The sequence below is a fragment of the Halomonas cupida genome, from assembly GCF_900142755.1.
GTDB lineage: Bacteria > Pseudomonadota > Gammaproteobacteria > Pseudomonadales > Halomonadaceae > Halomonas > Halomonas cupida.
This window is the reverse complement of record NZ_FRCA01000002.1, coordinates 285,464-312,170: the sequence shown is the minus strand read 5'-3', so window position 1 is coordinate 312,170 and position 26,707 is coordinate 285,464. Positions and strand designations below refer to the sequence as shown.

Genomic DNA, 26,707 nt, shown 5'->3' with positions numbered 1-26,707 from the left:
GGCAGGTATCACGATGCGCAGATTCCCCAGGCAAAGGGATCCTGTTCATCGATCAGCAGTGTGGCTTCGGCACTCAGGAAGGCTTGGCCCTTGATGTAGGGGCGCACGCGATCACCCTCCCACTCGTAGTAGCCTTCGAATTGACTGCCGGTGATGCTGGCTTGTGTCCAGCGGGCACCGGGAGCGAGCTTTCCATCGGCGGCAAGGCAAGCCAGTTTGGCACTGGTGCCCGTGCCGCAGGGGGAGCGGTCGTATGCCTTTCCAGGGCAGAGTACAAAATTTCGGCTATCGGCCACCGAGTCGTCGCTAAACAATTCGATATGGTCGATCAGCTCTCCATTAGCCCCGGTGATGGCCTGGGCTTCGAGTGCCTGGCGAATGGCCCAGGTATATTCGGTCAGTGATTCGACGTTACTCAGTTCCAGGCTGTGACCATGCTCGCTGACAAGGAAGAACCAGTTACCTCCCCAGGCAATGTCGCCGTAGACCGTGCCATGTCCGGGAACGTCGACGGGCACCTGCTTTCGGTGGCGCCAGGACAGAACATTGCGCACGACCACCGAGCCGTCGTCCATGAGCGTCGCGTCGACCGGGCCCACGGGTGTGTCGATTCTATGTGAGCCGGGGGCCATCAAGCCGAGATGGTGCAGGGAAGCGACGAGGCCGATGGTGCCGTGGCCACACATGCCCAGATAACCGGTGTTGTTGAAGAAGATGACTCCGCAGGTGGCGTCTGCCGACTCTGGCTCGCAATACAGGGCGCCGACCAGAACATCGTGCCCTCGTGGTTCCAGCATGCTGGCGCACCGCCACTGGTCATATTGGCTACGCAGTGCATCACGTTGTTCCGCAATGGTGGCTCCCGGTAGGGAAGGAAAGCCATCCATGATGACTCGAGTGGGCTCACCTGCCGTGTGGGAGTCGATGACATGCACGTGTTTCATGGGGCACCTGTGTTGATCTTGTCGTTGTCGGCGATCGGAATTTCATTGCTGCTTTGGTGTTTTTATATTTTATACAATCTTCAATGTGCTTTGTGAAGTCATCATCACGCAAGGTGGGCAGGCGATAGCGGCAGCTCTGAATGTCAGGTGCAGGACTGTCGAGCGCCATGGCAAGGCGGAAGCCGACAGCGGACGGGCCCGGGGTGTCAGGGAACGGGACTGAAGTTCAGGTAACGTGGAGGCGGAGAACCGGGAGAAAGGCCCCCTTCCCGGCAACTACCGGCAAGGGGGAGAGTAGGCTTGTCACAGGTATCAGGACAGTCGCTGCCTGAAATCCTCGTAGCCGAATTCGCGGACGATCTTCAACTCATCGGTTTCGGAGTTCCATACCGCGATGGCCGGTAGTCGGGTGCCATTGAAGGTAGTGGTCTTGACCATGGTGTAGTGCGCCATGTCCTGGAATACCAGGCGCTGACCGGGCTGCAGGGGAGTGTCAAAGCTGTAGTCGCCGATCACATCGCCCGCCAGACAGGTCAACCCGCCGAGACGCCAGGTGTATGGGCGTTCGCCGGTTTCGCCGCCACCGATGATGCCGGGCCGGTAGGGCATTTCCAGAATGTCCGGCATATGGCAGGTCGCCGAGGTGTCGAGGATCGCCTGGTCGACGGCATTCCAGCTGGTGTCCAGCACCGTGCTGACCAGTACACCAGTACCGATGGCCACCGCTTCCCCCGGCTCCAGGTAGACCTGTACCTGGTGGCGGGCAGCAAACTCACGAATGCAGGCAGCCAGATCGTCTCGCTGATAGTCAGGGCGAGTGATGTGGTGACCTCCACCGAAGTTGACCCAATCCATGCGTGCCAGCAGATGCCCGAAACGTTCCTCCACTGCCTGTAGTGTGCGTTGCAGAGGGGGAAAGTCCTGCTCGCACAGGGTGTGGAAGTGCAGGCCGGAAACGCCCTCCAGGCTCGATTCGTCGAGCTGGGACAACGGAATTCCCAATCGTGAACCCGGTGCACAGGGGTCGTAGATCGGCACATCTCCTTCGGAGTGTTCCGGGTTGATGCGCAGGCCGAAGCGCAGCTGGGGACGCTCGGCCAGTGCCGCACGAACCAGGGGCTGGGCACGCTGCCACTGGCCGCAACTGTTGAACACCACATGGTCGGCAATACGCAGGATCTCGACCAGGTCAGCATCGCTGTAGGCTGCGCCGAAGACATGAACTTCACCGTCTCCGTGCTGGCCACTGTAGTATTCGCGACCCAGTTGCGCCTCGTGCAGGCCACTGGCGCAGGTACCGCTCAGGTAGCGCGAGACCATGGGCGCAAAATGCCACATGCTGAAGGCCTTGAGCGCCGACAGGACCTTCGCGCCACTGGCTTCGGCAACCTCGGCGAGGATGCGCAGGTTGTGCTCCACGGCGACTTCGTCGACCACGAAACAGGGTGACGGAACGCGCCTGGTATCCAGGCGCGAGAAGTCACTGAACTGATGGATTTCCACGGATGCTCCCAGACTGTTGCCTTGAAGGACTATTGCCTTGAAGGGCTAGAGCTTGAAGGACCGGAACCTGGAGGACTACAGGTCCTGGCCTTTCTGCACGTCGAGGCGGAAGGACGGGTCCAGTTCCACCGCTTTCCAGGGCAGACCATACTGGTTCATGTCGGCCATGAACGGATCCGGATCGCACTGCTCCATGTTCCAGACACCCGGACGCTTCCAGTGACCTTCGAGGATCATCTTGGCACCGATCATCGCCGGTACGCCGGTGGTGTAGGAGATGGCCTGAGACTTCACTTCGGCATAGCAGTCTTCGTGGTCGCAGATGTTGTACAGATACATCAGCTTTTCCTGACCGTCCTTCTTGCCACGGACGACGCAGCCGATGCAGGTCTTGCCCTTGGTGCGTGGGCCGAGGGTGGACGGATCCGGCAGCAGCTTGGCGAGGAACTGGATCGGCACGATCTGCTGGCCGTTGTACTCCACCGGCTCGATGCCGGTCATGCCAACATTCTCCAGCACTTCGAGGTGCTTGAGGTAGCTGTCACCGAAGCTCATCCAGAACTGGGCGCGCTTGAGGCTCGGGTAGTGCTTTGACAGCGACTCCAGCTCCTCGTGGTACATGCGATAGATGTTATAGCTGCCGACGTTCTCCGGGCACTCGAAGCGGGCCATCTTCGACATCGGAGGAGTGGTGACAAAGTCGCCATCTTCCCAATGACGGCATTCGGCACTCACTTCACGGATGTTGATTTCCGGGTTGAAGTTGGTGGCGAAGGGATAGCCGTGGTCGCCGCCGTTGACGTCGATGATGTCCAACTCCTCGATCTCGTCGAAGTAGTGCTTGGCGAGATAAGCGGTGAACATGTTGGTGGCGCCGGGATCGAAACCGCTACCCAGCAGGGCGGTGAGGCCGGCTTCCTTGAATTTGTCCTGATAGGCCCACTGCCAGCTGTACTCGAACTTCGCGGTATCCAGTGGCTCGTAGTTGGCAGTGTCCATGTAATGCACGCCAGCGGCCAGGCAGGCATCCATGATGCTCAGATCCTGGTAGGGCAGTGCCACGTTGATCACCAGCTCGGGGCGTTCCGCTTCCAGCAGTGCGGTCAGTTCAGCGACGTTGTCCGCATCCACCTGGGCGGTACGAACCGGGCGCGGCAACTGAGCGGCGATGGCCTTGCACTTGGACTCGGTACGGCTGGCCAGCAGGATGTCGGTAAACACCGATTCCAGCTGTGCACACTTGTGGGCTACGACTGCGCCGACGCCGCCGGCACCAATGATGATCACTTTCGACATGAAGAGAGTCCCCCCGTCTTGGCTTGGGCAGGAAGTGCCCGTCAGGATGTTTCAGCCCGGTAGTCGTGAATGCCTGTTCACGCGATCTCGGTGCCCACTGGATTCTGCTTGATGAGTCCCCGGGGCCTGGGAGACCGTCCCGATAGCACTGTGCCGATGCAGATGCTCGTAGTCTAGCGTCTATTCCGGCGGGCGCATGCTAACCGGGTTTTGCATTATGCGCCATGCCTCAAGACGACTTTACGACAGTTTATTGCGGCAGCCGTCAGAGACGGGCTCTGACCGAACTCCTGTCCGCCACCTTCACCCTTCAGAAAGCCAGGGACTGACATATGGCAGAGTACCTTTATCGACAGCGCATTGTGCTATCATTGATTTCATTGAAATCGAAAGAAGGGCCACGCCATGGCATCGATCACGATTCGTAATCTTGATGATCAGTTGAAGACTCAGTTGCGACTTCAGGCCGCCCGTCATGGGCATTCAATGGAGGAAGAGGTTCGCAGGATCCTGCGTCATGCCTTGGCTCAGCCACAAGGGCGAGGGCTGGGCAGTCGCATTCACGAAAGGTTTGCTCAGTTGGGGGGCGTCGAACTGGAGTTACCCGAGCGCAAGGATGATCCTCGTGGCGCAGAGTTCGACGCATGATTGTGCTTGATACCAATGTGGTGTCCGAACTGATGAAGGCTGAACCGGAAGCATCAGTCGTCAAGTGGCTCGATGCTCAGGACGCCTGGTCCGTGATGGTATCTGCAATTACGGTAGCTGAAGTTTTCTACGGGATCGAACGCTTGCCTGATGGCAAGCGGAAGAGTGACTTGAGCGCTGTGGCAGTTGCCATGTTTGGTGAGGACTTCGCTGGCCGCATTCTGCCGTTTGATGGAGAGGCAGCTATTTGTTATGCCGAATTGGTGGCCACCAGGGAACGTTCGGGGCGGGGAGTGAGTGTCGCTGATGCCCAGATTGCTGCGATCTGTCGTCAATATGCATCTGGACTGGCGACTCGCAACATCAAGGATTTCGAGTGCCTGGGGATCGAACTCATCAACCCCTGGGATGTGTAGTGCTCCTCACAGACCTTCTGATGGGAGGCTTCTGGTGGCTTGAGCAATATCGTGCCGTGGCTATTGAGTGCTTGCTCGGAACTCTCCCCTTGAGCTAAAGGATATAGCTCCACATTTCCTCTCAGGGGTTATTACACCATGTCTGATTCCGTCATCCTGACTACCTCGTCGCAGCTCGAAGGCTATCGTGTCGTCGAACACCTCGACATCGTCTCGGCCGAGTGCGTGTTCGGCATGAACATCCTCAAGGACATGTTCGCCGGGATCCGCGATATCTTCGGAGGGCGTAACAAGTCGTCCCAGAATGCGCTGCGTGACGCGCGGGTCTCCTGTCTTGAGGAGTTACGTCGCGAGGCTGGCGAAATGGGGGCCAATGCAGTGATCGCCGTGGATCTGGACTACAGCGAGATTTCCGGCGGTGGCAAGTCGATGCTGTTTCTGGTGGCCACAGGAACAGCGGTTCGGGTAGAAAAGGCTTGATTGTCACCGCTGTAGCGACTTTTTCGGTCGATGGGGGCTCACTCAAGCCATTCCGCACTACACACCTTGTTCTCATCGGGTCTATGCTGAACGTGTAGGGAACAAGACGGACACAACAATGAAACTCTACGAGATCCGCTTCACGATAAACGGTCGGCGGAGCATGAGGTACTGTCATTTCCCCCGACCACCGACTCTGGAAGATGCAAGCAAGGCTCTGGCTGCTCGACTTCAGTTGCCCAATGCCGACTCTACCCGCTCTTTCACTGACCTGGTGGAAGCCAATGATATTGCCGATGTGCGATGGCGGCTCGTCGATAGCCGGCCATCCATGGTGGCGATGATACCATTGCCCGGACGTCGACCGGGGCGCGTCCATGAATGAACATATCCAGTGGAATCTGATTCCAGGTAGTCGATGAGTGGTTCCCGGTAGCGCCGGGGCAGTGGCTCAAGGAGCAGTGTTTCAGGTCGAAAATTCAGGTCGAAAAGATCTGACCGAAACGTTGCAGCCTCATGCCAGCAGCACACCACCGATGATCAACAGGTACTGGAGCAGAGTGACCGCACATTGGAGCCTCAACAGCCGTCGACTGCCTCTGGTGCGCTCGACCAGACTGCGATTGGCCGCAGGCCTGTTGGCCAGGCGTAAGTCGACAAGGATGCTGTCCATGGTTTCCGGGTGCAGCCCGCGAGCCAGGCGCTCGAACAGTGCCCGATCAAAATCGGTTCGTGCCGCCAGATAGAGTTGTACCAGGCCCAGTAGAGCGGCGACGGCCATGGCAATGGCGACGATTCCAGGGGTATGGTGGCTGATGATCAGGCCAAACAGCGCACCGGCAGTGGCCAGCAGGGAGCTGTACGCTGCCAGGCGCCCCTGAGCCAGCAGGTCTGCAGCGATCCCGGCCTGGGTATGTTGCAGCTCGTTCATGTTGCCTCCCTGTTGCCGTCCTGCCCGTTGTCTTTCTGCAGGGCCGTCTTGATCAGTTGCCGATGACGTTCGTCGAGACGAATGCTCGGACGTTTCTCGGCAATCATGGCAATGGCCGTATCGATGCTGGTGGCCCTCCCCGATTGAACCAGCCAGAGAGCGACTACGCTGGCACTGCGCGAGTAACCCAGCGCACATACCACCAGCACCGGACCCTGTTTGTGCTTGAGTTCGAGACGCGTCGCCGCGGCGGCCAGGTCTGACGGTGGAGCATCCACCAGGTCCAGCATTGGCTGACAGAACCAGCTCACGCCTGTGTCGGCCAGGTTGCCGGGCGCTGGAAGCTCGGCGGTCAGGTCCAGCACAGTCAACTCCCTCTCTGACAGTTCTACCACCGGAGCGACGCGGCTGTTCAAGCTGTGTGCGGTGGGAAAACGGCCCAGCCACACTCCGTCAACAATCTCACAGGCTTCTGTCTGGCCCCGGGTCCACCACCTCGAATTGAGCCAGGCTCCGAGCAGGTAGGGCAGCAATAGAAGCCTGGCGGCCAGTGTCATGATGCCCTGTGGATCCTTCTGGAAGCCGTTGATGCCGATTACCAGATAGTTGGCGGCGACCAGCGCCAGAGATACCGCCGGATACCACAGCCACAACCAGGCACCGCCGCAAAGCATCGCCATGGCAGCAAGTAACACCGCGCCTACAGTGTAGTAGCCGAACAGCCTGATGCGACGGCGATCCCGGCTCAGTTGCAGCGATTTCAGGGGCGAGACGCTGTGCAGTGGCCATAGCCACAGGCAGAACAGTCCGAGCAGAGCGCCGGTGGGAACGTCGATGAAATGATGCTGCCAGGTCGTGAGTACCGAGAGCCCAACCAGTATGAACCAGAGGTGCAGCAGCCCACGGAGCAGGCCCTGGACATGGTGGCTGTACAGCGACCAGAGAATCACGACCAGGGCGATATGCAGTGAGGGGGCCTGGTTGTAGGGGCGATCGAAGCTGCGCAGGGCACCGAACAGCCTTCCCGGTAGACCATCGACCTCCGGTTGACCAAAGCTGAACGCCAGTGGCGTGATGATGAAAAAGGTGACAGCGATGATCTGAACGGTCAGTAGCCGCCGTACATGAATGCCGAGTTCATGGCGTGTCGAACAGACAAACAGCGAGCCTGTGTAGAACAGGTTGAGCGACCAGTAGGGCAGGATCGACCAGGCAACGAAGGGAATGTTGGCTTCCCAGTCGAAGACGACGCTCGGCACATGAGCACGCTGCGTGGCCAGCCAGTTGGCGAGACCGTAGGAGGCATAGAAGAAGATGCCTAGTGCCACCAGCCACGCCAGGGCCAGCCGCCAGGGCCGGGGTGTCGGTTCTGCCGGGATGGCGGCCATTCAGGAGCCGACCTTGCGAGCCAGGCTGACCGTGAAGATGCCCCACTCATCGATGCGCTGGTCGATCTTCTCGAACCCGGCCTCGGCCACCAGTTGGTCGAGTTCAGACTGGGTCCGGCGGCGCATGACCCAGGCCTGGCCACCGCGATGGCTGGTCAAGGCGCGGGCGATGAATTCGAGCTGCGGGTGCCAGGGCTGGCCGGTGTATATCAGGTAGCCGCCGGTCTCGACGGCATCCCCGAGGCCGGCCAGTGAGCGCCGTACGGCGCTGTTGTCGGCGAATAGCTCGTAGAGACCGGAGACAATCGCCAGGCTGGGCCCGGGAGCCAGGATCGCCAGTGACTCCCGGTCGAAGGCATCGCCCTGTTCGAAACGGGCGATGTCGTCAAGCCCCGCAGACTTGATCATGGCCAGGCCGGCGGCGACATTGTCGGCGTCATAGTCGCGCAGCAGTACCGACTGGGGGCGTTGCTCGGTCGTCACCAGTGCATCGATGACATAACGGCCATGTCCCGCGGCAATATCCAGCACATGGATCGGCAATGCCTGGTCGCTCAGCAGTGCCATGGCCTGCTCGAGCAACGCTTCGATATGCTGCTTGCGTTGGCGAATGCCACGCCAGCCAATCGACTCGAGGTAGGCGCGGTCGATCCAGCGACCGGCAGTGCCACGCCCCTGAGGTTGATGGCGGTAGACATAATCCAGCGTGGTGCCGGAGTCGAACCCGGTCTGGTGGCCGATGCGTATGCCCTCGGAGAGCCTGCTTCCCAACAGCAGTCCTGCACGGGTCAACGACCAGTATGCGCGACGCGGTGACAGTGTGGGTAAAGGCGTCTCGAGACGGTCGACTTCGGCGCGGGTGTAGCCGACCTGGTCAGCATCCAGCAGGCAAGGAGTGTGCTGTGGAGTGGCAAAGCAGCGCTCGATGAAGGCGCGGATACGATCGGTTGCCTGCGTTCGATCCCTTTCGCCCAGAGTATCGTGGAAGAAGCCCTCCAGCACATGGCGCTCCTTGATCGGACTGGACAGATTCTCGTAGAAGCGATGCTGCGGCGTGTGGTGCACCACCCAATCCTTGCCGGAGATCAGTAGCTGTGTCGGTGTGGTGATGGCGCCGGCATCGGCCACGATACGCTTGCCGGCCTCGAACAGCTGAACAAGGATCTTGACGGATATGGCGCGGGAGACCAGCGGATCGCTATCGAAGGAGGCCACTCGTTGTGGGTCGTGGGTCAGCAGCTTCGCCTTGACGTAGCTGTTGACGTAGAAGTGGCCACGCAGGGCCTGCAATAGCTTCAATCCCGGTATGGCCAGAGGCACGTAAAGCTTGACCTTGAAGGCGGGCGAGGCGAGCACCTGGCAGCGAATCGGTGGCGCGTAGTCATGAACCCAGGTGGATACCAGTACGGCGCCGACGCTCTGGGCGACCACTGCGATATCGCTGACGACGATGCCATGGGTGGCCTCGATATGCTTGATGAAGTCATCGACATCGCGTACCGAGGCATCCAGACCCGGGCTGTAGCCACGCTCACCGGGAGAGTGGCCATGGCCCCGCGCATCCCAGGCGAAGAAGGCGAAATCCTCGAGTTGCAGTTCATCGACCAGGTGCGCCATGCGCTCGGAATGCTCATGTCCGCGATGAAACATCACCACGGCCCCGCGCGGGGTATCGCTTACTGCGGGCCAGTGGCGATAGAACAGCTCGACGCCATCGAAGGTCGTGAAGTGACCGGATTGCTGCGGTCTGTGCTTTGGTCTGTCCTGTGGCGGCATGCGACTCTTCTCCTGAGTTCAATTATTAACCCGGCATGCTTTCATGTTGGGTTAATAGCGGCACAGGGACGTGCCGCCGTCGGCCATCAGACCGACGCGAGACCGCACCACACCAGCAGATCCGCGCATCTGCGCCAGTGTGGTGCGGACGACAATCAAATCGATCAGGATGAGCTATTTGATTGCCATGTTAATAGCGGCACAGGGACGTGCCGCCGTCGGCCATCAGGCCGACGCGAGACCGCGCCACACCAGCAGATCCGCGCATCTGCGCCAGTGTGGTGCGGACGACAATCAAATCGATCAGGATGAGCTATTTGATTGCCATGTTAATAGCCAGGTCAATCAGCCAGAGCGCCTCTGGCGCGATTGATGATCGTCCATGTCAGCAATATGCAGGCAATGATCAGCGCCATGTTCAATAGCCAGGCCGGTTGGCCGGCGATGGCCACCCACAGTGCCAGAGTGCCGAACAGTGCGGCACGGTCACTCTTGCCCATGGGGCCGTCATAGCGGCGTGGGCCACCCAGAGCCTGGCCGAGAACACCGGTCATTTCACTGATGGCGGCCAGGATGACCACCAGCACCACCGCTGCGGGGGACAACGGAGCCACCAGCGCGAAGGGCAGGTAGAGAGCAGTATCGGAAAACACATCGCCGAGCTCGTTGAGGATCGCTCCCAATCGGCTCTGCATGTCATGTTCGCGGGCCAGCATGCCATCGATGGCGTTGAGTGCCATGCGTACGAACAGTACCAATGGCACCAGCCACAGCGGCCAGTTGTGCTGGGGCCAGATGGTCAGCGCCAGCCCTGCTGCCAGTGATAGCGCCATGGCTGCCAGCGTTACCTGGTTGGCGGTGATGCCAGCCCCGGCAAGCCGACCAACAATGGGGCGGAGCCAGGCCTGAAAGGCGGGTTTCAGCTGGTAGATTGAAGGCATTCCGTTACCGGTTGCTGGGGCTGCTGGCGCGGTGCATTGCGCTTCGATGGGCGCTCGCGAATCAGCCCAGTATTACGCATTTACGAGCCAAACAGGAAGCTCGGGCATTGCCTGTTCGGGCATATCCAGCTGTTTCACCATGACCACGGGGTGCATTCGACGATGATGTGCTGATTCTGCGGCTGACACCGTGGCAACTGGGTAGCGTTCGTTTGCTCTGAACAAGGATTCCGCCTACACCTGAATATCAGAGCAGGCTGGCCACAACCATTCAACGAGGGCCCATGGACGCTGGCGGTACGACTCGAGGTGAAAGCCGTGGTGTGGCGGGGATGCTGCGTTTCCTTGGCCTGGTGATGTTGGGCGGAGTGATCGGCGGATTGGCCGCAGGACTGGCGGCAGGCTTCGTCAGTCTGGTGCTGTGGCTCAACGATGTACTGCTGATTTCGGCCCGTGGCCGCATGATGTTTGCCAATGCCGAGATTCTGGCCTTGGCGACGCTGCTGGTACCGGCACTGGGTGGTCTAGTGGTCGGCCAGTTGCATCGTGCCATTCGTGAACAGCGCCCCCATGGGCCTGCGGATGCCATCGCTGCAGTGCAGACACGTCGCGGCCGTTTGCCGTTTCGGGCTGGAGCACTTTCGGCGTTGAGCGGACTGGTGTCGTTGGGCTGCGGTGCCTCGGTAGGGCAATACGGGCCGCTGGTGCATATCGGTGCCACGGTGGGGTCACTGGGCGCACGCCTGCTGAGGCTCGGACGCTCGGATGACAATGTCACCATCGCCTGTGGGGTGGCGGCGGTGATTGCTACCGCCTTTCACGCTCCCCTGGCCGGGATCGTATTCGCCCATGAAGTGGTTCTGCGCCATTATGCGCTGCGGGCCTTCGCTCCGGTGGCAGCCGCCGCCATCGTGGGCCATGTCATTTCCACCAATGTGCTCTCCTGGGGGGCACTCTTCCATGTCGCGGAAACCGCTCTCCCGCGTCCCTGGGAGTTCGGCATCTTCGTGATCATCGGTGCTCTCGGAGCCCTGGTGGCGGGGGGCTATATGCATGCCATTCTCGCTGTGGGGCGCTGCTCGGCGCGTCTTTCCCTGAGGCCTTCATTACGCCCGGCTGTTGCCGGGCTGGGGCTCGGGCTGGTCGCGCTCTGGGTGCCGGACATTCTGGGCATGGGGCGAGAAACGCTGCGCTTCGCGACCATCTCGGGTGCCTTCGGGGGGATCGAGCTGGCAGTGGTCATGTTGTTGAAGATTGCTGCCACGGCGCTATGTCTCGGTATGGGGTTCGGCGGCGGTGTGTTCAGCCCGGCCCTGTTGATCGGCACGCTGTTTGGTGCTCTCTGTGGCACCCTGGCCGGTAACCTCGGCTTCGCCGAGGACACCTTCATCTTCTACGCCGTCTGCGGAATGGTGGCGGTGACCGCGCCAGTGATCGGGGCTCCCTTGAGCACGTTGTTGATCATCTTTGAACTGACCGGCAGTTATGTCCTGACCACGGCGGCGCTGGCCAGTGTGACCCTGGCGAGTCCAATTGCTGCGCAACTGTTTGGCCGCTCGCTTTTCGATATTCAATTGGCGTCTCGGGGGCTGGATCTTTCGGCGGGCCGTAACCTGGCCGTCATGAAAAGTGCGCGCCTCAAGTCTCTGTTGAGCCAGGATTGTGCGACGCTGAGCCCATCTCTGAGCGTGGGGGCAGCCGTCGAGGAACTGGGCGGCAGCGGGCATGCCGAGGCACACCTGGTGGATGCACAACAGCGTTACCGTGGCACCGTGACACTGGCGCAACTGGAGACCATGCGCCGGAAGGGGCAGAGCGGAAGCTCGTTGAAGGACTGCCCACGTATCCCACGTCCGGTGTTGTGTCCCGATACTTCGGTGTGGACGGCCATGCAACATATGCAGGAGGTGTCGGGTGAAGCGCTGGCGGTGGTGGACGACAAGGGAACGGATACCTTTCTTGGTGTGGTCCACGAAACCAGTATTGCGCGTGCCTTCCTCAACTACAGCGAGGAACTGCGTCAGGAGGAGCATGGTGTTGGCTGAGCATGGACAATCTGCCCCTCGGCGGCACCGTTGGTGGTTGGTGTCGATATCGACGCAGTGGGCACTGTTGCTGGCTCTTGCTTTGTCAGCGACGCTGTTCGCTGCACCAGTGCTGGCGGAAGGCGAACAGCGTCGAGAGCTGGTCGTGCTCAGTTGGGGCGGAGCCTATGAACGTGCGCAGCAGCGTGCCTTGTTCGAGCCTTTCACCGAGGCCACCGGGATAGCGGTGCGAGTGGAGGAATACGACGGTGGCATCGAGGAGTTGCGCGAGGCGGTCACGCAGGGAAACGCTCCCTGGGACCTGCTCGACATGACGCGCAGCAGTGCTCGAGCAGCTTGTGCGGAGGGCCTGCTGGAACCACTGTCGACATCGATACTATCGCCTGCTCCAGATGGAACTTCTGTCGGGCGTGATTTCCTCGAGGGGTCGTTGGGTCGGTGCTGGTTTACCCATTCCATCTTTGCCACGGTAGTTGCCTATCGGCGTGATGCCTTTCCCGGTCGTCGCCCCACTCGAATTGCCGACCTTTTCGACCAGCAGCGTTTTCCGGGGCCACGTGCATTGCAGCGTACCCCGGCAGCCAATATGGAATGGGCGTTGCTGTCCTACGGGGTGCCGCGCCAGGAGCTCTACCGGCTGCTCAGTACGCGACGTGGTCTGGCGTTGGCCCTCGCACGTATCGATGACATCGACCCTCTGCATTGGTGGGTGGAGGGGGAAGAGCCGGTCAGCATGCTGGCCGCCAATCAGGTGGTCATGGCATCGGGCTACAATGGGCGTTTCTTCACCGCCATGGTCGAGCAGAATCTACCTATCGAGATCCTCTGGGATGGACAGATCCAGGAGCACGAAGTCTGGGCCATACCGCGTCATGCAGAGGGCGCCGAGGTTGCCCGCCAGTTCATCGGCTTCGCTACGACGACGGATCGTCAGACGGCGTTGGCCAACCTGATTCCCTATGGCCCATCGCGCCATTCGGCGATCCTCCAGGTCAGCACACATCCGGATCATGGAGTGGATATGCGCCTGCATATCCCCACCCATCCCTTGAATGCCGAGCGTGCAGTGCGGCTGGACGATGACTGGTATGCGAGTACCTACAGACGGGTGGGGGACTACTTCCGGGCGGCCCTGCTGGAGAAGGAAGGCAGCAGCGTCCCGCCCCAGCGAGGCGGGGAGTGAGGCTGCCTCTCAATCATCGTGATGAGGCGACGGCACTGGACTCGCATCGGCGGGGAATGCCTGAGGAAGATGGCTGCCGACGGCTCGTGAAGGGGGCAAGGGTGTGCTGAGCTCGAACACTGCCAGCCCGAGGACCCCGAGGTTGTGGGCGGCGCCTTGTTCGCTGTTGCTGGTGTCGGCATCGCCGACCGACGAGAAGCGGAACGCGGCCACTTCAGTGTTGCTCCTGCGAAAGCCGCTGATGGTCAGGATCCTGCCGGGTTCCAGCACATACCCCCGATGGTGGAGGCTGCCCGGCTGACCATTGAGGACATCCAGGCCATCAACGGCGGATACCACTTCGTAGGTACGATTGCCGAAATTGCGCAACCGCAGTTCGTAGTGCTCTCCTGCTGCTGCCTGCAGATGGAGGTCGCCGTTGTGCTGCACGAGATCCATCTTGTTGCCATCCTGATCAAGGACCGCGAAGGTCACTCGGCCATTGATCATCGGTATTTCCTTGATGGCGGTGCCTGGTGAGCGAGAGGCGCTGTAGTAGATCTCACTGCGCTCCAGTGGTGAATCCGAGACGCGCTCGAGATTGACACGGGTAACACGGGACTCCAGGCCTTCCCCCCACTGTGTGCCCTGGTATTGACCTTCGGTCGAGTCCATATCGTGTTGAGGGTTGGATATCTGTGGATAAAGGGAACAGCCGGCCAGCAGCAGGAAACCCACCAGCAACACTGGCAGAATGGGCTTTATACGACGCATCAGAAACACTCCTTGTTATGTGATTATCGTCGGATCGTATTTTTCAAGGCGGTATATTGTAGGTGGTATTCGGATTTGTGGTAGAGGTTGAAAGCAATTCGGCAATTACAGGCCTGGGCTGCGTTTACGCCATTCGATCGGCTGGATCAGGATGCGTTGGTCGAGGCTGCCATCCCAGCTCACATGTAGACCGTGGCGGTTGACAGTGGAGACGACCGCCCGGGCGACACCAGCAGCGCTCTCCTCACTGTTGTCGAAGGCACCGAAGGCCAGGTGAACTCGACCTGATTCCAGTGCCGTGTCGACATCCTGACCGTGATAGAACACGTATCCCTGTGGTGTCTCGCCGGCCTGTTGACGAGCATCGAAGACTTCCATGGTGTCCGCCAGGCCGTCGGACTGAGTATTGCCGGCATAGTGCAGGGCAATGATGCCGTTGTTGTCCAGTGACTGAAAGGCATTGTCCAGCCGGTCCCAGTCCGTGGTACGTGGCCATTGTGCCTGGCTTTCCTGTTTGTCAGCCAACCTTCGTTGTATTTCGGTGTCGATCCATCGGTGGTCAGTTGCCGTCAGTTCATCAGGAGATGGCGATTGGTCGGCGATGATGTCATGAATGTCCTTCGGTGTCTCGAAGCCTCCCCAGATCAACAGATGGATCTGCCTGGCAGTATCCCCGTGGTTCAGCTGACTATGCTCGTCGCTCTGCGGCTCGTTGCGGCGGGCCAGTAACGACTGGAGAAGCTTGAACATGACGACGTCCTTCTTCCTGTCGGAGGGCAATGCTGTAGGACTGCGGTGTTGCTCGGCACTTGTTGTTGAGAATAGAGCGTTACACCGGCCCCCGCGACTTCTCGATGCTTCGTCCAGAGCGCGTAGAGGGGGTAGGTTGAGTTCGAGTTGCTGATTGGAGTGCGACCTCCGATGGCTGCACCAGCGGCCGGGAGGGGAGTTTTGTCTGAATTTTTGTATACATTTTTACAATTAAATTGTATTCATTGTGGGCGGTCCAGGAGGGGCGCGTCTTTCTTCTGTGACCCACCCCCTGTGGCTCACCCTCCTGCGACTCAGGTCGCCGCCGTCTCTTCCGAGTTCGAGACACTCTTTCGCGCCTGACGCGAAGGGAGGAGAGAGGATGTATCAGGCCTTCACCAGAAGAAGAATGAAGTCGTTGAGGAGCGTACGAAGATGATGTCAGGACTGATGCTGCTGTATGTCGGCGCAGTGCTTTTCGTGAATGGCGTCTGGATGCTGGGGAAGATCGGTGATCGAGAGGTCTCTGTCATCAATACCCTTGTGGGAAGCTTGAGCTTCCTTGTTGCCTGTTGGCTGATCTTTCACGACCCCGCAGATGAGCGTTCCATCAATGCTGGGGCTTTCACCTTCCTGTTTGCCTTTACTTACCTGTGGGTAGCGGCCAACCAGTTTCTCGGTGCTGATGGGCGGGGGCTTGGCTGGTTCAGTCTTTTTGTCAGCATCACCGCCGCTGTTGTCGGGGGCAATGCGCTGCTGGGTAGCGCACTGTCACTGACTCTGTGGAGCAGTCTCAACTGGTTGGCCTGGGCAGTGCTGTGGTTCGGCTTCTTTCTGCTGTTGGCGATGGGGCGGGATATCAAGCGTCTGGTGGCGATATATACCATCGTCTGCGCGATATTCACCGGCTGGGTACCAGGCGTGCTGATTCTCGAGGGCGCCATGCGCTTTCAATAGACTGACAACTCCCTGGACCAACGATCGGACTGAGTCCCGGAGTTGCTGGAGGGCTCGGTATTGACCCGGTACGCTTTCATGTTGGGTTGATGGTGGCACAGGGACGTGCCGTCGTCGGCCATCAAGCCGACGCGAGACCTCACCACACCAGCAGATCCGCGCATCTGCGCCAGTGTGGTGCGGACGAAAATCACATCGATCAGGACGAGCTATTTGATTGCCATGTTATTAACCCGGCACGCTTTCATGTTGGGTTGATGGTGGCACAGGGACGTGCCGTCGTCGGCCATCAAGCCGACGCGAGACCTCACCACACCAGCAGATCCGCGCATCTGCGCCAGTGTGGTGCGGACGAAAATCACATCGATCAGGACGAGCTATTTGATTGCCATGTTATTAACCCGGCATGCTTTCATGTTGGGTTAATGGCGGCACAGGGGCGTGCCGCCGTCGGCCATCAGGCCGACGCGAGACCGCACCACACCAGCAGATCCGTGCATCTGTGCCAGTGTGGTGCGGACGAAAATCACATCGATCGGGATGAGCTATTTGATTGCCATGTTAATAACCCGGCATGCTTTCATGTTGGGTTAATGGCGGCACAGGGACGTGCCGCCGTCGGCCATCAGGCCGACGCGAGACCGCACCCCACCAGCAGATCCGCGCATCTGTGCCAGTGTGGTGCGGACGAAAATCAAATCGATCAGGATGAGCTATTTGATTGCCATGTTAATAGTGGCTTTCAGGCTACCACCAGTGCAGGGGATAGCGCCGGTGGCGCGCCAGGTTGTTGACCAGCACAGCGACGCTCAGCATCAACAGACAGCCTGCTGCGACGGGGACCAATGCATAGCTCCAGCCCAGACCATGTACTTCACTGGAGCCGATCACGGCGATCAAGGCAGTGGCCCCACCCGGAGGATGAAGGGTATGGGTCAACTGCATCACCAGCACTGCTGTCGATACGGCGACCGCAGCAGCCAGCCAGGTATCCCCCAGCCATTGCCAACTGAGCACACCGACCATGGCCGACAGCACATTGCCACCGAGCACATTGCGTGGTTGTGCCAGAGGACTCTCGGGAGCGGCATACAGCAGCACAGAGGTGGCGCCGAAGGAGCCGATCATCAACAGGGTATGCGAAGTGAGCCAGGCGCTGCTCAGCCAGCCGACACCCGCCATGCCGGCGAAGGCACCGAACCATGACCAGAGCGCATCGCGCCAGCAGGGGCGAGGGCGTGCAGGGCTGGCGCCCTTCATCTTGTAGAGGTATGTCTTGACCATTAATGCGATTCAGTCGGGGTTATCGAAAGGGCGCTAAATATCGCAGATATGAAGATGATAAAGAAATGCATTTTTAGCATGATGTTATGAATGTCATTCAAGATGCAGCAACCCCACCACCTTCTGCCACAGCCGGTGATGGGGATTGCGGCTGTTTCATCAGGCGTTGGATGACTGTGCCCAGATGTTGACACCACCGTCAGTGGCATGACGCTCGATGGCGTCCAGTTCTTCTTGGCTGAAGTCCAGGTTGTCGAGTGCCTTGACGCAGTCGGTAACCTGCTCGGGGCGGCTGGCGCCGATCAGTGCCGAAGTGACCCGCCCGCCACGCAAGACCCACGCCAGTGCCATCTGTGCCAGGCTCTGGCCGCGCTGCTCGGCGATCGCATTGAGGGCGCGGACCCGCGCCAGGTTGTCGTCACTGACGTGATCCGAGCGGATGGCTCCGCCTCTGGCCAGACGGCTGTCCTCGGGCACACCGTTCAGGTATTTGTTGGTCAGTAGTCCCTGAGCCAGCGGTGAGAAGACGATGGATCCCATGCCTTCGGCATCGAGGGTATCAAGTAGGCCATCTTCTTCGATCCAGCGGTTGATCATCGAATAGCTTGGTTGATGGATCAGACAGGGAGTCCCCAGATCACGCAGAATCGCTGCCGCCTGGCGAGTGCGTTCGGCGCTGTAGGAAGAAATCCCCGCGTAGAGTGCCTTGCCTGAACGTACTGCATGATCCAGTGCGCCCATGGTTTCTTCCAGCGGCGTTTCCGGGTCGAAGCGGTGGGAATAGAAGATGTCCACATAGTCGAGCTTCATGCGCTTGAGGCTCTGGTCAAGGCTCGACAGCAGGTACTTGCGGCTGCCCCATTCACCATAGGGGCCAGGCCACATGTGATAGCCGGCCTTGGTCGAGATGACCAGTTCGTCGCGATGGCCTGCGAAGTCGTTGTGCAGGATGCGGCCGAACATCTCCTCGGCAGAGCCCGGAGGCGGGCCATAGTTGTTGGCCAGATCGAAGTGGGTGATACCGTGATCGAAGGCGGTATGGCAGATGGCTCGGGCATTGTCCTCGTGGGCGTTATGGCCGAAGTTGTGCCATAGACCCAGCGACAGTGCTGGAAGCTTCAGACCACTGCGTCCACAGCGTTGGTAGCGCATGTGCTCATAGCGATCGGCGGCAGGCTGGTAGCTCACGGGCATCTCCTTGGGGGAATGGGGTCAATGTTGCTGCACTCTAACAGTCGGCACGGAAGCCTGATGAGTAAAAAGACTGTTTGGTATAGTGAACAATGAGATTCACAATGATGGAAATAGCCAACAGTTGATGGTGTCTGCCGGTGCGTGAACACAAGAAGGCCGAGCGTCTGATGCTCTTTATTGAGGTGGCGGAGGCGCTGAGTTTTTCTCGAGCAGCAGAAACGCTCGAGGTTTCTAGAGGCTATCTGTCCGAACAGATCCGACGCCTGGAAGCGGAGCTGGGCACGGCGTTGTTGATTCGCTCCACGCGCAGTGTCCGTCTGACCGAGGAAGGTTTGATGGTCTATCGGCACATGGCCGGGGTTCGCGGCAGTCTGGTTGATCTGGAACGGGAACTGGCCCATTCCCGCGAGGGGTTCTGCGGCGAGCTGCATATTACGGCCCCGGTGCTGTTCGCCGAGCGCTTTCTGCTCGATGTCTGCCATGCCTTCCAGCGTGAGCACCCGCAGCTCAGGATACATCTTGATGTCAGTTACACCAGTCATGATCTGGGACGGGATCGCTTCGACCTGGCCTTTCGATCGACGCTGTCGCCACCGCAGAACATGGTGGCGCTGCCACTCTGGCATTATGCCACCGTCTGTTGTGCCGCCCCCGAGTACCTGGCCCGAAGGGGAACGCCGGAGCAGCGGCATCAACTGGTCGACCACGATTGCCTGAGGTTCGTCGGCCATGATCGTTGGTCGTTCAGGAATGGAGAGATGGATATCTCGGGCTCGATGGCCATCAATGATCACCGTCTGCTCAAGCAGTTGGCGCTGGAAGGGCGAGGCATCGTGCGTGTTGCGGAGTATCTGGTCGATCGTGAACTGGCTGATGGACGCCTGGTCAGGTTGCTGGAAGGTGAGGAGAATGACGGGCGAGTCATCCACATGATCTATCCACCACACCTGCGCGAATCCGCTCGTCTTCGGGCCTTTATCCGGGCCGTGCGTGATGCCATGCCAGACGACTCGTGAAGTCTGTACGGGAGGACGAAACTGGAAGCAGAGGGGGAGCCACAACCATGAGGGCAAGAGTCCTGGGGTAGCGAATGGTCTATCCTGGTCGGATGTGGTGATTTCCCCGCTCGGGCAATGGAGATGGTTGAAGAAGATGGTTGAAGAAGATGGTAGAAGGAGATGGCAGATGGCAATGACAGACAGCCGGGACAGTAATGGTCCGGTGCTGGTGACTGGAGCTACCGGTTATGTTGCAGGCTGGATCGTCAAGGAACTGCTTGATGCCGGCCATAGCGTGCACGCCGCTGTGCGGGATCCGGACAACGAGGAAAAGGTTGGGCATCTGCGCGATATTGCGGCCAATAGCCCAGGCCACCTGGTGCTGTTTCAGACAGACCTGCTGAATCCCGACTGCTGGGCCGAGGCCATGGCGGGGTGTAGTGTGGTGATTCACACGGCGTCACCCTTCATCACCGAGGTCGACGATCCCCAGCGTGAGTTGATCGAGCCGGCGCTGATGGGCACGCGCAATGTTCTCGAACAGGCCACGCGGACGCCGGAAGTACAGCGTGTGGTGCTGACCAGTTCCTGTGCGGCCATCTATACCGATGCCATCGAGTGTCGAGATGCGTCGGGTGGCAGGCTCAACGAGGATATCTGGAACACTACGGCCTCACTGGATTACCAGCCCTACTCCTGGTCCAAGGTCGTTGCCGAGCGCGAGGCCTGGCAGATCGCTGGGCAGCAGTCGCAATGGCAACTGGCAGTGATCAACCCTTCGTTGGTGATCGGTCCGTCATTGAATGCCAACCCCACATCGGAGAGTTTCAGGATCGTCCGTCAACTCGCGGATGGGACTTCCAGATTCGGAGCGCCACGGTTTTCCATCGGAGTGGTCGATGTGCGCGACCTGGCGCTGGCGCATGTCGCGGCAGCCTGTCTGCCAGGTGGTGGCGGGCGCTACATCGTCAGTGGTCACGATACTGATCTCTACGAGATGGGCCGAGTGCTGCGCGAGCGTTTCGGCAGGACATATCCGCTTCCTCCGCGCGTCTTGCCGCGCTGGCTGGCGATGCTGTTCGTGCCAATGATGACCGGCGTGTCACGCCGTTTTGTGGCGCGAAATGTCGGGCATCCCTGGCGGGCCGACAATACCCGTAGCAGACGTGACCTGGGGCTCCATTATCGGCCCATGCAGGAATCGATGGAGGACATGTTCGTGCAGATGATCGAGCGAAACCTGGTATAGAGGTTTCTTTACCCGAGTGAGGAGTCGCGCGTTGATACGCTGTTCACAACCAACAGGGCTGCCGCTCATACAGACTGCGTCAGCCCTGTTGGTTGTGATGACCACTGGTGTGATGCCTGTCGATGTCAGGCCTCGTAGATGGGGGTGGGATAGGTTCCCGGACGCAGTAGGTTGATATCCACTTGCTGGATATCACGCAGCCCACACAGCGCCAGGGTGGTGTCCAGTTCCTTGTGGATGATGTTCAGGCATTCGGTCACTCCCTGCTCCCCCATGGCGCCGAGCCCGTAGAGGAATGCACGTCCGATGTAGACACCCTGAGCGCCAAGCGCCACGGCCTTGAGGACATCCTGTCCTGACCGGATACCGCCATCCATATGCACTTCTGTACGGTTGCCGACGGCAGCGACGATATCCGGTAGTGCCTGGATCGACGAAGCCGCGCCGTCGAGCTGGCGCCCCCCATGATTGGATACAATCACCGCATCCGCACCGGCTTCCACCGCCTTTTCGGCATCTTCGGGCTCCATGATGCCCTTGATCACCAGCTTGCCTCCCCAGCGATCCTTGATCCACTTGACGTCGTCCCAACTGAGTTTCGGGTCGAACTGGGTGGTCGTCCAGTGGGACAGGGATGCCAGGTCATGGGCGTCACCAATGTGCCCGGCGACATTGCCGAAGGTACGTCGCCTGGTCTTGAGCATGCCGTAGCACCAGCGCCATTTGGTCGCCATGTCCAGGATGTTGCGTACGGTGGGGCTGGGTGGAACGGTGAGGCCATTGATCACGTCCTTGTGGCGCTGGCCGATGATCTGCAGATCGGCGGTCAGTACCAGCGCGGAGCACTCTGCTGCCTTGGCTCGATCGATCAGGCGATTGATGTAATCGTGGTCACGCATCACATAGAGCTGGAACCAGAAAGGCTCCGGGCTGTGCTCGGCAATATCCTCGATGGAGCAGATGCTCATGGTCGAGAGGGTAAAGGGGACGCCGAACCTTGCCGCGGCCCGGGCGGCAAGAATCTCGCCATCGGCATGTTGCATCCCGGTCAACCCGGTTGGCGCCAATGCCACGGGCATGCTGACCTTCTGACCGAGCATGGTGGATTCGAGGCTGCGGTTGTCCATATCCACCATGACCCGCTGGCGCAGACCGATGCTGGCGAGGTCTGCGCTATTGGCTCGGTAGGTGCTTTCGGTCCATGAGCCGGAGTCGGCGTAGTCGTAGAACATCCGGGGAACACGACGGCGTGCCAGACGCTGCAGATCTTCAACGCAAGTAATGACCATAGGGGCTCCACAGGTATAGAAGATGCAATGCCCCGCCCTGGCCGAAAGCCTCAGGTGCGTCGCGGTTCCAGCGGGCAGGGCATCAAGACGATGTCAGAACGTTATCCAGCTACCTGTCCTTGTCCAGGTGCTGTCAGTCGGTGGGGACGCCGTTCTGCCACTGATCCCAGTGATCGACGATGTCATCAACGACGCGAGAGCCGACAAGTTCGATGTTGGCGACGGTTTCGGCGAAGCCCCCGGCAGTGTTGCCCGGCGCTGGGTCCAGGTGTTGCTGAGTGGTCTCGTTGGGGTTGCCCTGATCGAAATTGACAGCGCCACGCAGACTCATGATGCGCTCGGTGCCGTGCAGTCGATCGATGACCTGGGTAATGGCGGCGGCCTCCATCTCGGTGATGACGTAGTCATCGGCCCCATACAGCTCGGTCATGTACTGGGCTTCGGCGGAAAGGCCGGGCCCATGGAAGAAGGTATCACCGGTCATGTGGGTTCCGGTGCGGACGAAGGGCGTGCGGCGGGCCATCTCATCGGGATAGCGTTGGCGGTACTGCCGGGCAGACTCGGAGTCTTCCAATGGTGTATCCGCGCTCAACGCCATGGCACGCTCGACCAGTTGCGGGTTGAGCTGGTAGACACGAATGTCCTCGTAACCTTCGCGCGGCTGAAAGAGGGGCTCTCCGGGCTTGCCTTCCTCCGCTGCCCAGCGATGACCGAGATCATAGTCGACCAGCCAGGTCGCCCAACTGACCATGCCGATGGTGCCCTGAGACGGGGGCGTTCCGGCAACACCACTGAGGACGAACCAGGTATCGGAAAAGTCATAACGCGGGTCGAGCAGAATCGCTTGCATCGAAGACGATGACGCGACCTTGCCCATGCCAAGTACCGAGCCACAGACACCGGCATCGTTGCAGTAGAGTTCATGAGTGGCGCCTCGTACTTCCACCGGCTCGGCATTCTGCCAGTAGTTTTCGTACCAGCGCTGAAACTCTCCGGCGCGGTCACCGGTGTTGTCACCGATCTCGAACATGCTGGCGATGAACACCTTGACCGGGATCGGGTCGCTATCGTCATGGGCGATTGCTGTGGTGGTCAGAGCAAGGCCGGCGACGGCAGTCGCCAGTGGAAGCGCCGCGCGCTTGAAGGTAGGAAACATGGTGGACCCTGGTGAAGAAACACGAGAAAGGTCAGTCTAGTCAGTTGCTTGTCGGTTGTCTGTTGGGCTTTGGAAGAATGTTGGAGAGTGCGTGAGCAGTGGAGGGGGCCGGTTGCCGGCTGTACATCTATCGAATATCGAGTACCCCGTCGAGTTCGTGGAGACAGTACTCGAGTTTCTGTTGTCACCTTGAACCCGGCCTGGTGTGTATCGCGAGAGCTACGTCGTAGCTGACTGTCCGGGGGACCGGAACTCCCCGGCTATACTGGGCTGGTATCGAGCTTCGTAGAGGGGATTCCAGATGATGCAGCCTTGCTGGCCCTACCATATATACAGGCTGACAGCCGACGATCTGACATTGATGGATGCCCTGTTGAGCACCTTCGGCGAGGCATTCGAGGAGGTGGAGACCTATGGTCGTGCCAGGCCCCGGGCGGACTACCTCCGGCGGCTGCTCGGCGGCGACACCTTCATCGCGCTTGCTGCCTTGAAGGATGATGAGGTCGTGGGCGGACTCGCGGCTTATGAGCTGCACAAGTTCGAGCAGGAACGCAGTGAAATCTACCTCTACGATCTTGCCGTTGCCTCAGGACACCGACGGAAGGGGATTGCGACGGCCCTGATCCAGGCGCTCAGAGAGATCGCCGCAGCGCGTGGGGCCTACGTGGTTTTCGTACAGGCAGACCTGGGCGACGAGCCGGCAATAGCGCTCTATACAGGTCTGGGCACAAGGGAGGATGTCGTGCATTTTGATATCCCCATTTCCGTGATAGAGCGCTGATAGGGGCCAGCCGACCTGCTTCGATCAGCTGGCCCGGTCCCGGTGATGCGTCAGTTGTCATCCATGGTTGCGGGAATCGCCGACAGAGTCTCTTCATCAGAGAGCAGGTCGTGGAGGGTCTGGGAGGCCAGCTGTGAGCCGCCGTCCATGACTTCATCCAGCCACAGCAGTGCCTGTTCGCGGTTGGCATTTTCCAGCCCGTTGGCGGTCAACCAGGCCTTGGCCAGCGCCAGCCGTGCCGAGGAATGTCCCTGACGTGCCGCGGCGAGCAGATAGTCCGCCCCCTTGCGCACATCCTGGTCGATGTTCTCGCCACGCAGGTACTCGCGCCCCAGGGCGGCCTGGGCGCCGGCATTACCCTGCTCGGCGGCTGCGGTCAGCAGGCGTTGGCCTTCGGCCGCATTCTGCGCAATGCCTTCATCCCCGCGAATCAAGGCCGTACCCAGTTGCGCTTGAGCGGCGAGGCTGCCGGCATCACTGGCCTGCTGCAGCCAATGTCGTGCCTGCTCTGGGTCTGCGGAGAGTCCTTCACCCGTGAGATAAGCTTCGCCAAGGCGTTGTGCGGCAAACTCGTTACCGGTCGCGGCGGCCTCCTCCAGCAGACGCTTACCGCGCTCGGGGTCGGCTTCCACACCGTTTCCGGTCAGCAGTAACTGCCCCAGATCGGCACGCGCGCCCGAATGGCCTCCGGCCACGGCGACCTTGAGGAACTCGGCCCCACGGGCGGCATCGCGTGCGAGACCATTACCGTCCAGATACATTCGGCCCAGGTCTGCGGCGGCACCGGGGTGCCCCTGGCGTGCTGCGCGCTCCAGCCAGCGGCTGGCTTCGGCGGGGTTGCGTTGCACGCCCTCGCCATTGAGATAGGCACGTCCAAGGTCGGCCATTGAGGCGATGTGGCCGTCTCGAGCCGAAGCGATCAAGGCGTTGATGTCACCACTTTGACCGCGATCCCGTTGGGTCCGGCCAAGCTCGGCAGCGGCGGATGGGTGGCCTGCCTGCTCGGCGCGCTGCAGCCAATCGGTCGCCATGGTGAGGTCGCGGGGCACACCGGTTCCTTCGCGATAGGCACGGCCCAGCACGACCATCGCATAGGCATCGCCAGCATTTGCCGCTTCCTCCAGCAGTTGCTGGCCACGTTCGGGCTGAGCCGCTCCGAACTGGCCGGCCAGCATGGCTTCACCGAGCCGGGTCTGTGCGGTGGTATCACCGGCATTGGCGGCTTCGGTCAGCAGCTTTTCCGCTTCACTGGGGTGATAGGGGAGAGGGCCATCTTCCTGCAGATAGGCTTCGCCCAGAGTACGCATGGCACCGGTCTGGCCTGCGGCGATGGCTTCTCGCAGCAGCGCTTCACCACGGCCGGGATTGGCGGGAACACCTCGGCCTTCCAGGGTGATCTGTCCCAGCAGTTCGGTGGCGTAGGGGTGGCCGATTTCATGGGCGCGTTCGAGGTAATCAGCGGCCATGAAAGGCTGGGTGGGTACCAGCTCGTCATCGAGGTAGACCCGGGCCAGTTCGGTCATGGCCAGGGCATCGTTCTCGCGGGCGGCGCTTTCGAGCAGTGTAATGCCACGGTGGGGCTGGGCCGGTTGGTGTTCGCCGGACAGCAGTGCTCGGCCTAGCGTGGTGGTGGCGTTGACGGAGCCTTCGGCGATCGCGGCTTCCAGCCACTGCTGACCCTCTCGTGGGCGTGGAGCGATACCGTCGCCTTCCAGCAGAACCTTGCCGAGGCGCTCCATGGCGCTGACATCACCATTTTCGGCGGCCTGGGTCAGTAGCTCGATGCCACGTTCCGGGCTGCGTCCATCAAGCATATCGCGACCGACCTGAGACAGTGCCGAGGTATCACCGGCCTGAGCCGCCTGGGTCATCCAGTGGACGCTCTGCTGCGGATCATTGATCAGGCCATCCTCGGCGTAGAGGCGAGCCAGCTTCTTCATCGCATTGACATCGCCGGCACTGGCCTGCTTGCGCAGCTCGCCTGCGTACTGTTCGGCATACTGCTGCGAAAGGGTGGCATCGCTGGGTAGCCAACCGCCGTCATGCCAGGCTTCGGCCAATGCCTTCATGGCATCGGGGTTACCGGCTTCGGCGGCCTGTTGGTAGAGCTGGCGCGCCTGCTCTGGATCGGCCTCGATACCTTCCGCGCCACGCGACAGCAACTGAGCCAGCCGGACGCCTTCATCGCGGCCCACCTGGTTTTCCTGGGCATCGCGCAGCAGATACCAGGCGAGTAGTGGCTGATTGGGGACACTGTCGTCCTCGGTATACAGGCGAGCAAGGTTCAGCGCCGCCTGTCCGTGGATCCAGGACGGCGTACGCAATGCTTCGCTGTAATACTCCTCGGCCTTGAGTTTGTCGACCTCGACACCTTTCCCCTGGTCGTAGATCTTGGCCAGTTCGTAATACGCCTGGGGAATGCCTTGATCGGCCACCCCCTTGAGCTTGGCGATGGCCTGAGGTGTTTGCTCCTGTTCGACCATCTGGCGGGCTTCCTCGATGGTGTTCTTCTGAACCCAGTCGGGATTGAGTGGCGGCTCGTAGTCGAACCAGGCCTCGTACTGGGGGGGCAGGGGAGCTGTACCCGGACCCGCGAGTTGAGTCGAGGGGGCAGCGCAGCCAGTGAGCATCATCATCATGGCCACCGACGTCGTCAGTGGCAGTCGACGGTGGTGCAGGTGACTGCACAGGGGGTGTCGCAGGGAAGTCTGGAATCTGGTGTTCACATCAGCCTCGCTTGTCAAC

The 26,707-nt window shown here is 60.3% G+C and carries 25 protein-coding genes; 11 read left to right on the top strand and 14 right to left on the bottom strand.

The window, feature by feature from the left end; genetic code table 11:
- Window positions 1-8 precede the first annotated feature (8 nt).
- The 3 genes from BUE38_RS05605 to BUE38_RS05595 all read right to left on the bottom strand — a co-directional run bounded on the left by BUE38_RS05605 (window position 9) and on the right by BUE38_RS05595 (window position 3,743).
- Window positions 9-944 (bottom strand): 4-hydroxyproline epimerase, encoded by a 936-nt coding sequence (locus tag BUE38_RS05605; protein WP_073434037.1) that lies wholly within the window; start codon window positions 942-944, stop codon window positions 9-11.
- A gap of 312 nt (window positions 945-1,256) precedes the next feature.
- Window positions 1,257-2,447: a carboxynorspermidine decarboxylase gene (gene nspC / locus BUE38_RS05600; RefSeq protein ID WP_234986786.1), complete on the bottom strand. Its 1,191-nt coding sequence runs from the start codon at window positions 2,445-2,447 to the stop codon at window positions 1,257-1,259.
- 75 nt (window positions 2,448-2,522) lie between these two features.
- Window positions 2,523-3,743: a saccharopine dehydrogenase family protein gene (locus BUE38_RS05595; RefSeq protein ID WP_073434036.1), complete on the bottom strand. Its 1,221-nt coding sequence runs from the start codon at window positions 3,741-3,743 to the stop codon at window positions 2,523-2,525.
- Between the two features lie 405 nt (window positions 3,744-4,148).
- On the opposite strand from BUE38_RS05595, the gene BUE38_RS05590 reads away from it, so the two are divergent.
- The 3 genes from BUE38_RS05590 to BUE38_RS05580 all read left to right on the top strand — a co-directional run bounded on the left by BUE38_RS05590 (window position 4,149) and on the right by BUE38_RS05580 (window position 5,287).
- The gene (locus BUE38_RS05590; RefSeq protein WP_073434035.1) at window positions 4,149-4,391 is read left to right on the top strand and encodes a FitA-like ribbon-helix-helix domain-containing protein; all 243 of its coding nucleotides are present in this window, start codon (window positions 4,149-4,151) and stop codon (window positions 4,389-4,391) included.
- On the top strand, window positions 4,388-4,807 hold the full coding sequence (locus tag BUE38_RS05585) for a type II toxin-antitoxin system VapC family toxin (RefSeq protein ID WP_073434034.1): 420 nt from the start codon (window positions 4,388-4,390) through the stop codon (window positions 4,805-4,807). The genes BUE38_RS05590 and BUE38_RS05585 overlap by 4 nt, the downstream gene beginning before the upstream one ends.
- Window positions 4,808-4,945: 138 nt before the next feature.
- Window positions 4,946-5,287: a YbjQ family protein gene (locus BUE38_RS05580; RefSeq protein WP_073434033.1), complete on the top strand. Its 342-nt coding sequence runs from the start codon at window positions 4,946-4,948 to the stop codon at window positions 5,285-5,287.
- 514 nt (window positions 5,288-5,801) lie between these two features.
- Here BUE38_RS05580 and BUE38_RS05575 read toward each other — a convergent pair.
- From BUE38_RS05575 to BUE38_RS05565, 3 genes are read right to left on the bottom strand one after another with little or no spacing between them, the layout of a single operon-like run.
- Window positions 5,802-6,218 (bottom strand): hypothetical protein, encoded by a 417-nt coding sequence (locus tag BUE38_RS05575; RefSeq protein WP_073434032.1) that lies wholly within the window; start codon window positions 6,216-6,218, stop codon window positions 5,802-5,804.
- Window positions 6,215-7,606, bottom strand: coding sequence for a phosphatase PAP2/dual specificity phosphatase family protein (locus tag BUE38_RS05570; RefSeq protein WP_073434031.1), 1,392 nt, complete (start codon window positions 7,604-7,606; stop codon window positions 6,215-6,217). Before BUE38_RS05570 ends, BUE38_RS05575 begins: the two co-directional genes overlap by 4 nt.
- Complete coding sequence (locus tag BUE38_RS05565) at window positions 7,607-9,382, bottom strand: bifunctional alpha/beta hydrolase/class I SAM-dependent methyltransferase (RefSeq protein ID WP_073434030.1); 1,776 nt, start codon at window positions 9,380-9,382, stop codon at window positions 7,607-7,609.
- Between the two features lie 169 nt (window positions 9,383-9,551).
- On the opposite strand from BUE38_RS05565, the gene BUE38_RS22375 reads away from it, so the two are divergent.
- On the top strand, window positions 9,552-9,755 hold the full coding sequence (locus BUE38_RS22375) for a hypothetical protein (protein ID WP_143166207.1): 204 nt from the start codon (window positions 9,552-9,554) through the stop codon (window positions 9,753-9,755).
- On the opposite strand, the gene BUE38_RS05560 is transcribed toward BUE38_RS22375, so the two are convergent.
- Window positions 9,724-10,323: a CDP-alcohol phosphatidyltransferase family protein gene (locus BUE38_RS05560; protein WP_073434029.1), complete on the bottom strand. Its 600-nt coding sequence runs from the start codon at window positions 10,321-10,323 to the stop codon at window positions 9,724-9,726. The two genes, BUE38_RS22375 and BUE38_RS05560, sit on opposite strands and share 32 nt — an antisense overlap.
- 284 nt (window positions 10,324-10,607) lie before the next feature.
- Here BUE38_RS05560 and BUE38_RS05555 point away from each other — a divergent pair, with 284 nt between their 5' ends.
- Together BUE38_RS05555 and BUE38_RS05550 are read left to right on the top strand one after the other, a co-directional pair.
- Window positions 10,608-12,368 (top strand): chloride channel protein, encoded by a 1,761-nt coding sequence (locus BUE38_RS05555; RefSeq protein WP_234986785.1) that lies wholly within the window; start codon window positions 10,608-10,610, stop codon window positions 12,366-12,368.
- Complete coding sequence (locus BUE38_RS05550) at window positions 12,361-13,551, top strand: extracellular solute-binding protein (protein WP_234986784.1); 1,191 nt, start codon at window positions 12,361-12,363, stop codon at window positions 13,549-13,551. The genes BUE38_RS05555 and BUE38_RS05550 overlap by 8 nt, the downstream gene beginning before the upstream one ends.
- 9 nt (window positions 13,552-13,560) lie before the next feature.
- Here the strand turns inward: BUE38_RS05550 and BUE38_RS05545 are convergent, their stop codons facing one another.
- Together BUE38_RS05545 and BUE38_RS05540 are read right to left on the bottom strand one after the other, a co-directional pair.
- Entirely contained in the window at window positions 13,561-14,304 is a 744-nt protein-coding gene (locus BUE38_RS05545; RefSeq protein WP_073434028.1) for a hypothetical protein, read from the bottom strand.
- Window positions 14,305-14,409: 105 nt separating this feature from the next.
- Entirely contained in the window at window positions 14,410-15,054 is a 645-nt protein-coding gene (locus tag BUE38_RS05540; protein WP_073434027.1) for a DUF6891 domain-containing protein, read from the bottom strand.
- Between the two features lie 435 nt (window positions 15,055-15,489).
- On the opposite strand from BUE38_RS05540, the gene BUE38_RS05535 reads away from it, so the two are divergent.
- A complete protein-coding gene (locus BUE38_RS05535; RefSeq protein ID WP_073434026.1) occupies window positions 15,490-16,011 on the top strand; it encodes an AmiS/UreI family transporter in 522 nt (173 codons plus the stop codon).
- An 89-nt stretch (window positions 16,012-16,100) separates the two neighbouring features.
- Window positions 16,101-16,805, top strand: coding sequence for a hypothetical protein (locus BUE38_RS22370; protein ID WP_143166206.1), 705 nt, complete (start codon window positions 16,101-16,103; stop codon window positions 16,803-16,805).
- Here BUE38_RS22370 and BUE38_RS05530 read toward each other — a convergent pair.
- A complete protein-coding gene (locus tag BUE38_RS05530; RefSeq protein WP_073434025.1) occupies window positions 16,759-17,295 on the bottom strand; it encodes an HPP family protein in 537 nt (178 codons plus the stop codon). The two genes, BUE38_RS22370 and BUE38_RS05530, sit on opposite strands and share 47 nt — an antisense overlap.
- A 159-nt stretch (window positions 17,296-17,454) precedes the next feature.
- The gene (mgrA, locus tag BUE38_RS05525) at window positions 17,455-18,483 is read right to left on the bottom strand and encodes an L-glyceraldehyde 3-phosphate reductase (RefSeq protein ID WP_073434024.1); all 1,029 of its coding nucleotides are present in this window, start codon (window positions 18,481-18,483) and stop codon (window positions 17,455-17,457) included.
- Window positions 18,484-18,626: 143 nt separating this feature from the next.
- Here mgrA and BUE38_RS05520 point away from each other — a divergent pair, with 143 nt between their 5' ends.
- Both BUE38_RS05520 and BUE38_RS05515 read left to right on the top strand, forming a co-directional pair.
- Complete coding sequence (locus tag BUE38_RS05520) at window positions 18,627-19,505, top strand: LysR family transcriptional regulator (protein ID WP_073434023.1); 879 nt, start codon at window positions 18,627-18,629, stop codon at window positions 19,503-19,505.
- 169 nt (window positions 19,506-19,674) lie between these two features.
- A complete protein-coding gene (locus BUE38_RS05515) occupies window positions 19,675-20,736 on the top strand; it encodes an NAD-dependent epimerase/dehydratase family protein (protein WP_200802140.1) in 1,062 nt (353 codons plus the stop codon).
- Window positions 20,737-20,861: 125 nt separating this feature from the next.
- On the opposite strand, the gene BUE38_RS05510 is transcribed toward BUE38_RS05515, so the two are convergent.
- Entirely contained in the window at window positions 20,862-22,025 is a 1,164-nt protein-coding gene (locus BUE38_RS05510) for an alpha-hydroxy acid oxidase (protein ID WP_073434022.1), read from the bottom strand.
- A gap of 133 nt (window positions 22,026-22,158) precedes the next feature.
- Entirely contained in the window at window positions 22,159-23,181 is a 1,023-nt protein-coding gene (locus BUE38_RS05505) for a purine-nucleoside phosphorylase (protein ID WP_073434021.1), read from the bottom strand.
- A gap of 304 nt (window positions 23,182-23,485) precedes the next feature.
- On the opposite strand from BUE38_RS05505, the gene BUE38_RS05500 reads away from it, so the two are divergent.
- Window positions 23,486-23,962, top strand: a complete 477-nt coding sequence (locus BUE38_RS05500) for an AAC(3)-I family aminoglycoside N-acetyltransferase (protein ID WP_073434186.1) — start codon at window positions 23,486-23,488, stop codon at window positions 23,960-23,962.
- Window positions 23,963-24,012: 50 nt separating this feature from the next.
- Here BUE38_RS05500 and BUE38_RS05495 read toward each other — a convergent pair whose 3' ends face one another.
- Window positions 24,013-26,688 carry a tetratricopeptide repeat protein gene (locus tag BUE38_RS05495; protein WP_234986783.1) on the bottom strand — a complete coding sequence of 892 codons (2,676 nt, stop codon included), beginning with the start codon at window positions 26,686-26,688 and terminating at the stop codon, window positions 24,013-24,015.
- Between the last annotated feature and the right edge of the window lie 19 nt (window positions 26,689-26,707).

What these genes read in the sequence shown, in the direction of transcription:
- BUE38_RS05605 (WP_073434037.1), bottom strand. Translation starts at nt 944, where the DNA reads ATGAAACACGTGCATGTCATCGACTCCCACACGGCAGGTGAGCCCACT.
- BUE38_RS05595 (WP_073434036.1), bottom strand. Translation starts at nt 3,743, where the DNA reads ATGTCGAAAGTGATCATCATTGGTGCCGGCGGCGTCGGCGCAGTCGTA.
- BUE38_RS05590 (WP_073434035.1), top strand. Translation starts at nt 4,149, where the DNA reads ATGGCATCGATCACGATTCGTAATCTTGATGATCAGTTGAAGACTCAG.
- BUE38_RS05585 (WP_073434034.1), top strand. Translation starts at nt 4,388, where the DNA reads ATGATTGTGCTTGATACCAATGTGGTGTCCGAACTGATGAAGGCTGAA.
- BUE38_RS05580 (WP_073434033.1), top strand. Translation starts at nt 4,946, where the DNA reads ATGTCTGATTCCGTCATCCTGACTACCTCGTCGCAGCTCGAAGGCTAT.
- BUE38_RS05575 (WP_073434032.1), bottom strand. Translation starts at nt 6,218, where the DNA reads ATGAACGAGCTGCAACATACCCAGGCCGGGATCGCTGCAGACCTGCTG.
- BUE38_RS05570 (WP_073434031.1), bottom strand. Translation starts at nt 7,606, where the DNA reads ATGGCCGCCATCCCGGCAGAACCGACACCCCGGCCCTGGCGGCTGGCC.
- BUE38_RS05565 (WP_073434030.1), bottom strand. Translation starts at nt 9,382, where the DNA reads ATGCCGCCACAGGACAGACCAAAGCACAGACCGCAGCAATCCGGTCAC.
- BUE38_RS22375 (WP_143166207.1), top strand. Translation starts at nt 9,552, where the DNA reads ATGAGCTATTTGATTGCCATGTTAATAGCGGCACAGGGACGTGCCGCC.
- BUE38_RS05560 (WP_073434029.1), bottom strand. Translation starts at nt 10,323, where the DNA reads ATGCCTTCAATCTACCAGCTGAAACCCGCCTTTCAGGCCTGGCTCCGC.
- BUE38_RS05555 (WP_234986785.1), top strand. Translation starts at nt 10,608, where the DNA reads ATGGACGCTGGCGGTACGACTCGAGGTGAAAGCCGTGGTGTGGCGGGG.
- BUE38_RS05545 (WP_073434028.1), bottom strand. Translation starts at nt 14,304, where the DNA reads ATGCGTCGTATAAAGCCCATTCTGCCAGTGTTGCTGGTGGGTTTCCTG.
- BUE38_RS05540 (WP_073434027.1), bottom strand. Translation starts at nt 15,054, where the DNA reads ATGTTCAAGCTTCTCCAGTCGTTACTGGCCCGCCGCAACGAGCCGCAG.
- BUE38_RS05535 (WP_073434026.1), top strand. Translation starts at nt 15,490, where the DNA reads ATGATGTCAGGACTGATGCTGCTGTATGTCGGCGCAGTGCTTTTCGTG.
- BUE38_RS22370 (WP_143166206.1), top strand. Translation starts at nt 16,101, where the DNA reads ATGGTGGCACAGGGACGTGCCGTCGTCGGCCATCAAGCCGACGCGAGA.
- BUE38_RS05530 (WP_073434025.1), bottom strand. Translation starts at nt 17,295, where the DNA reads ATGGTCAAGACATACCTCTACAAGATGAAGGGCGCCAGCCCTGCACGC.
- BUE38_RS05515 (WP_200802140.1), top strand. Translation starts at nt 19,675, where the DNA reads ATGGCAATGACAGACAGCCGGGACAGTAATGGTCCGGTGCTGGTGACT.
- BUE38_RS05510 (WP_073434022.1), bottom strand. Translation starts at nt 22,025, where the DNA reads ATGGTCATTACTTGCGTTGAAGATCTGCAGCGTCTGGCACGCCGTCGT.
- BUE38_RS05505 (WP_073434021.1), bottom strand. Translation starts at nt 23,181, where the DNA reads ATGTTTCCTACCTTCAAGCGCGCGGCGCTTCCACTGGCGACTGCCGTC.
- BUE38_RS05500 (WP_073434186.1), top strand. Translation starts at nt 23,486, where the DNA reads ATGCAGCCTTGCTGGCCCTACCATATATACAGGCTGACAGCCGACGAT.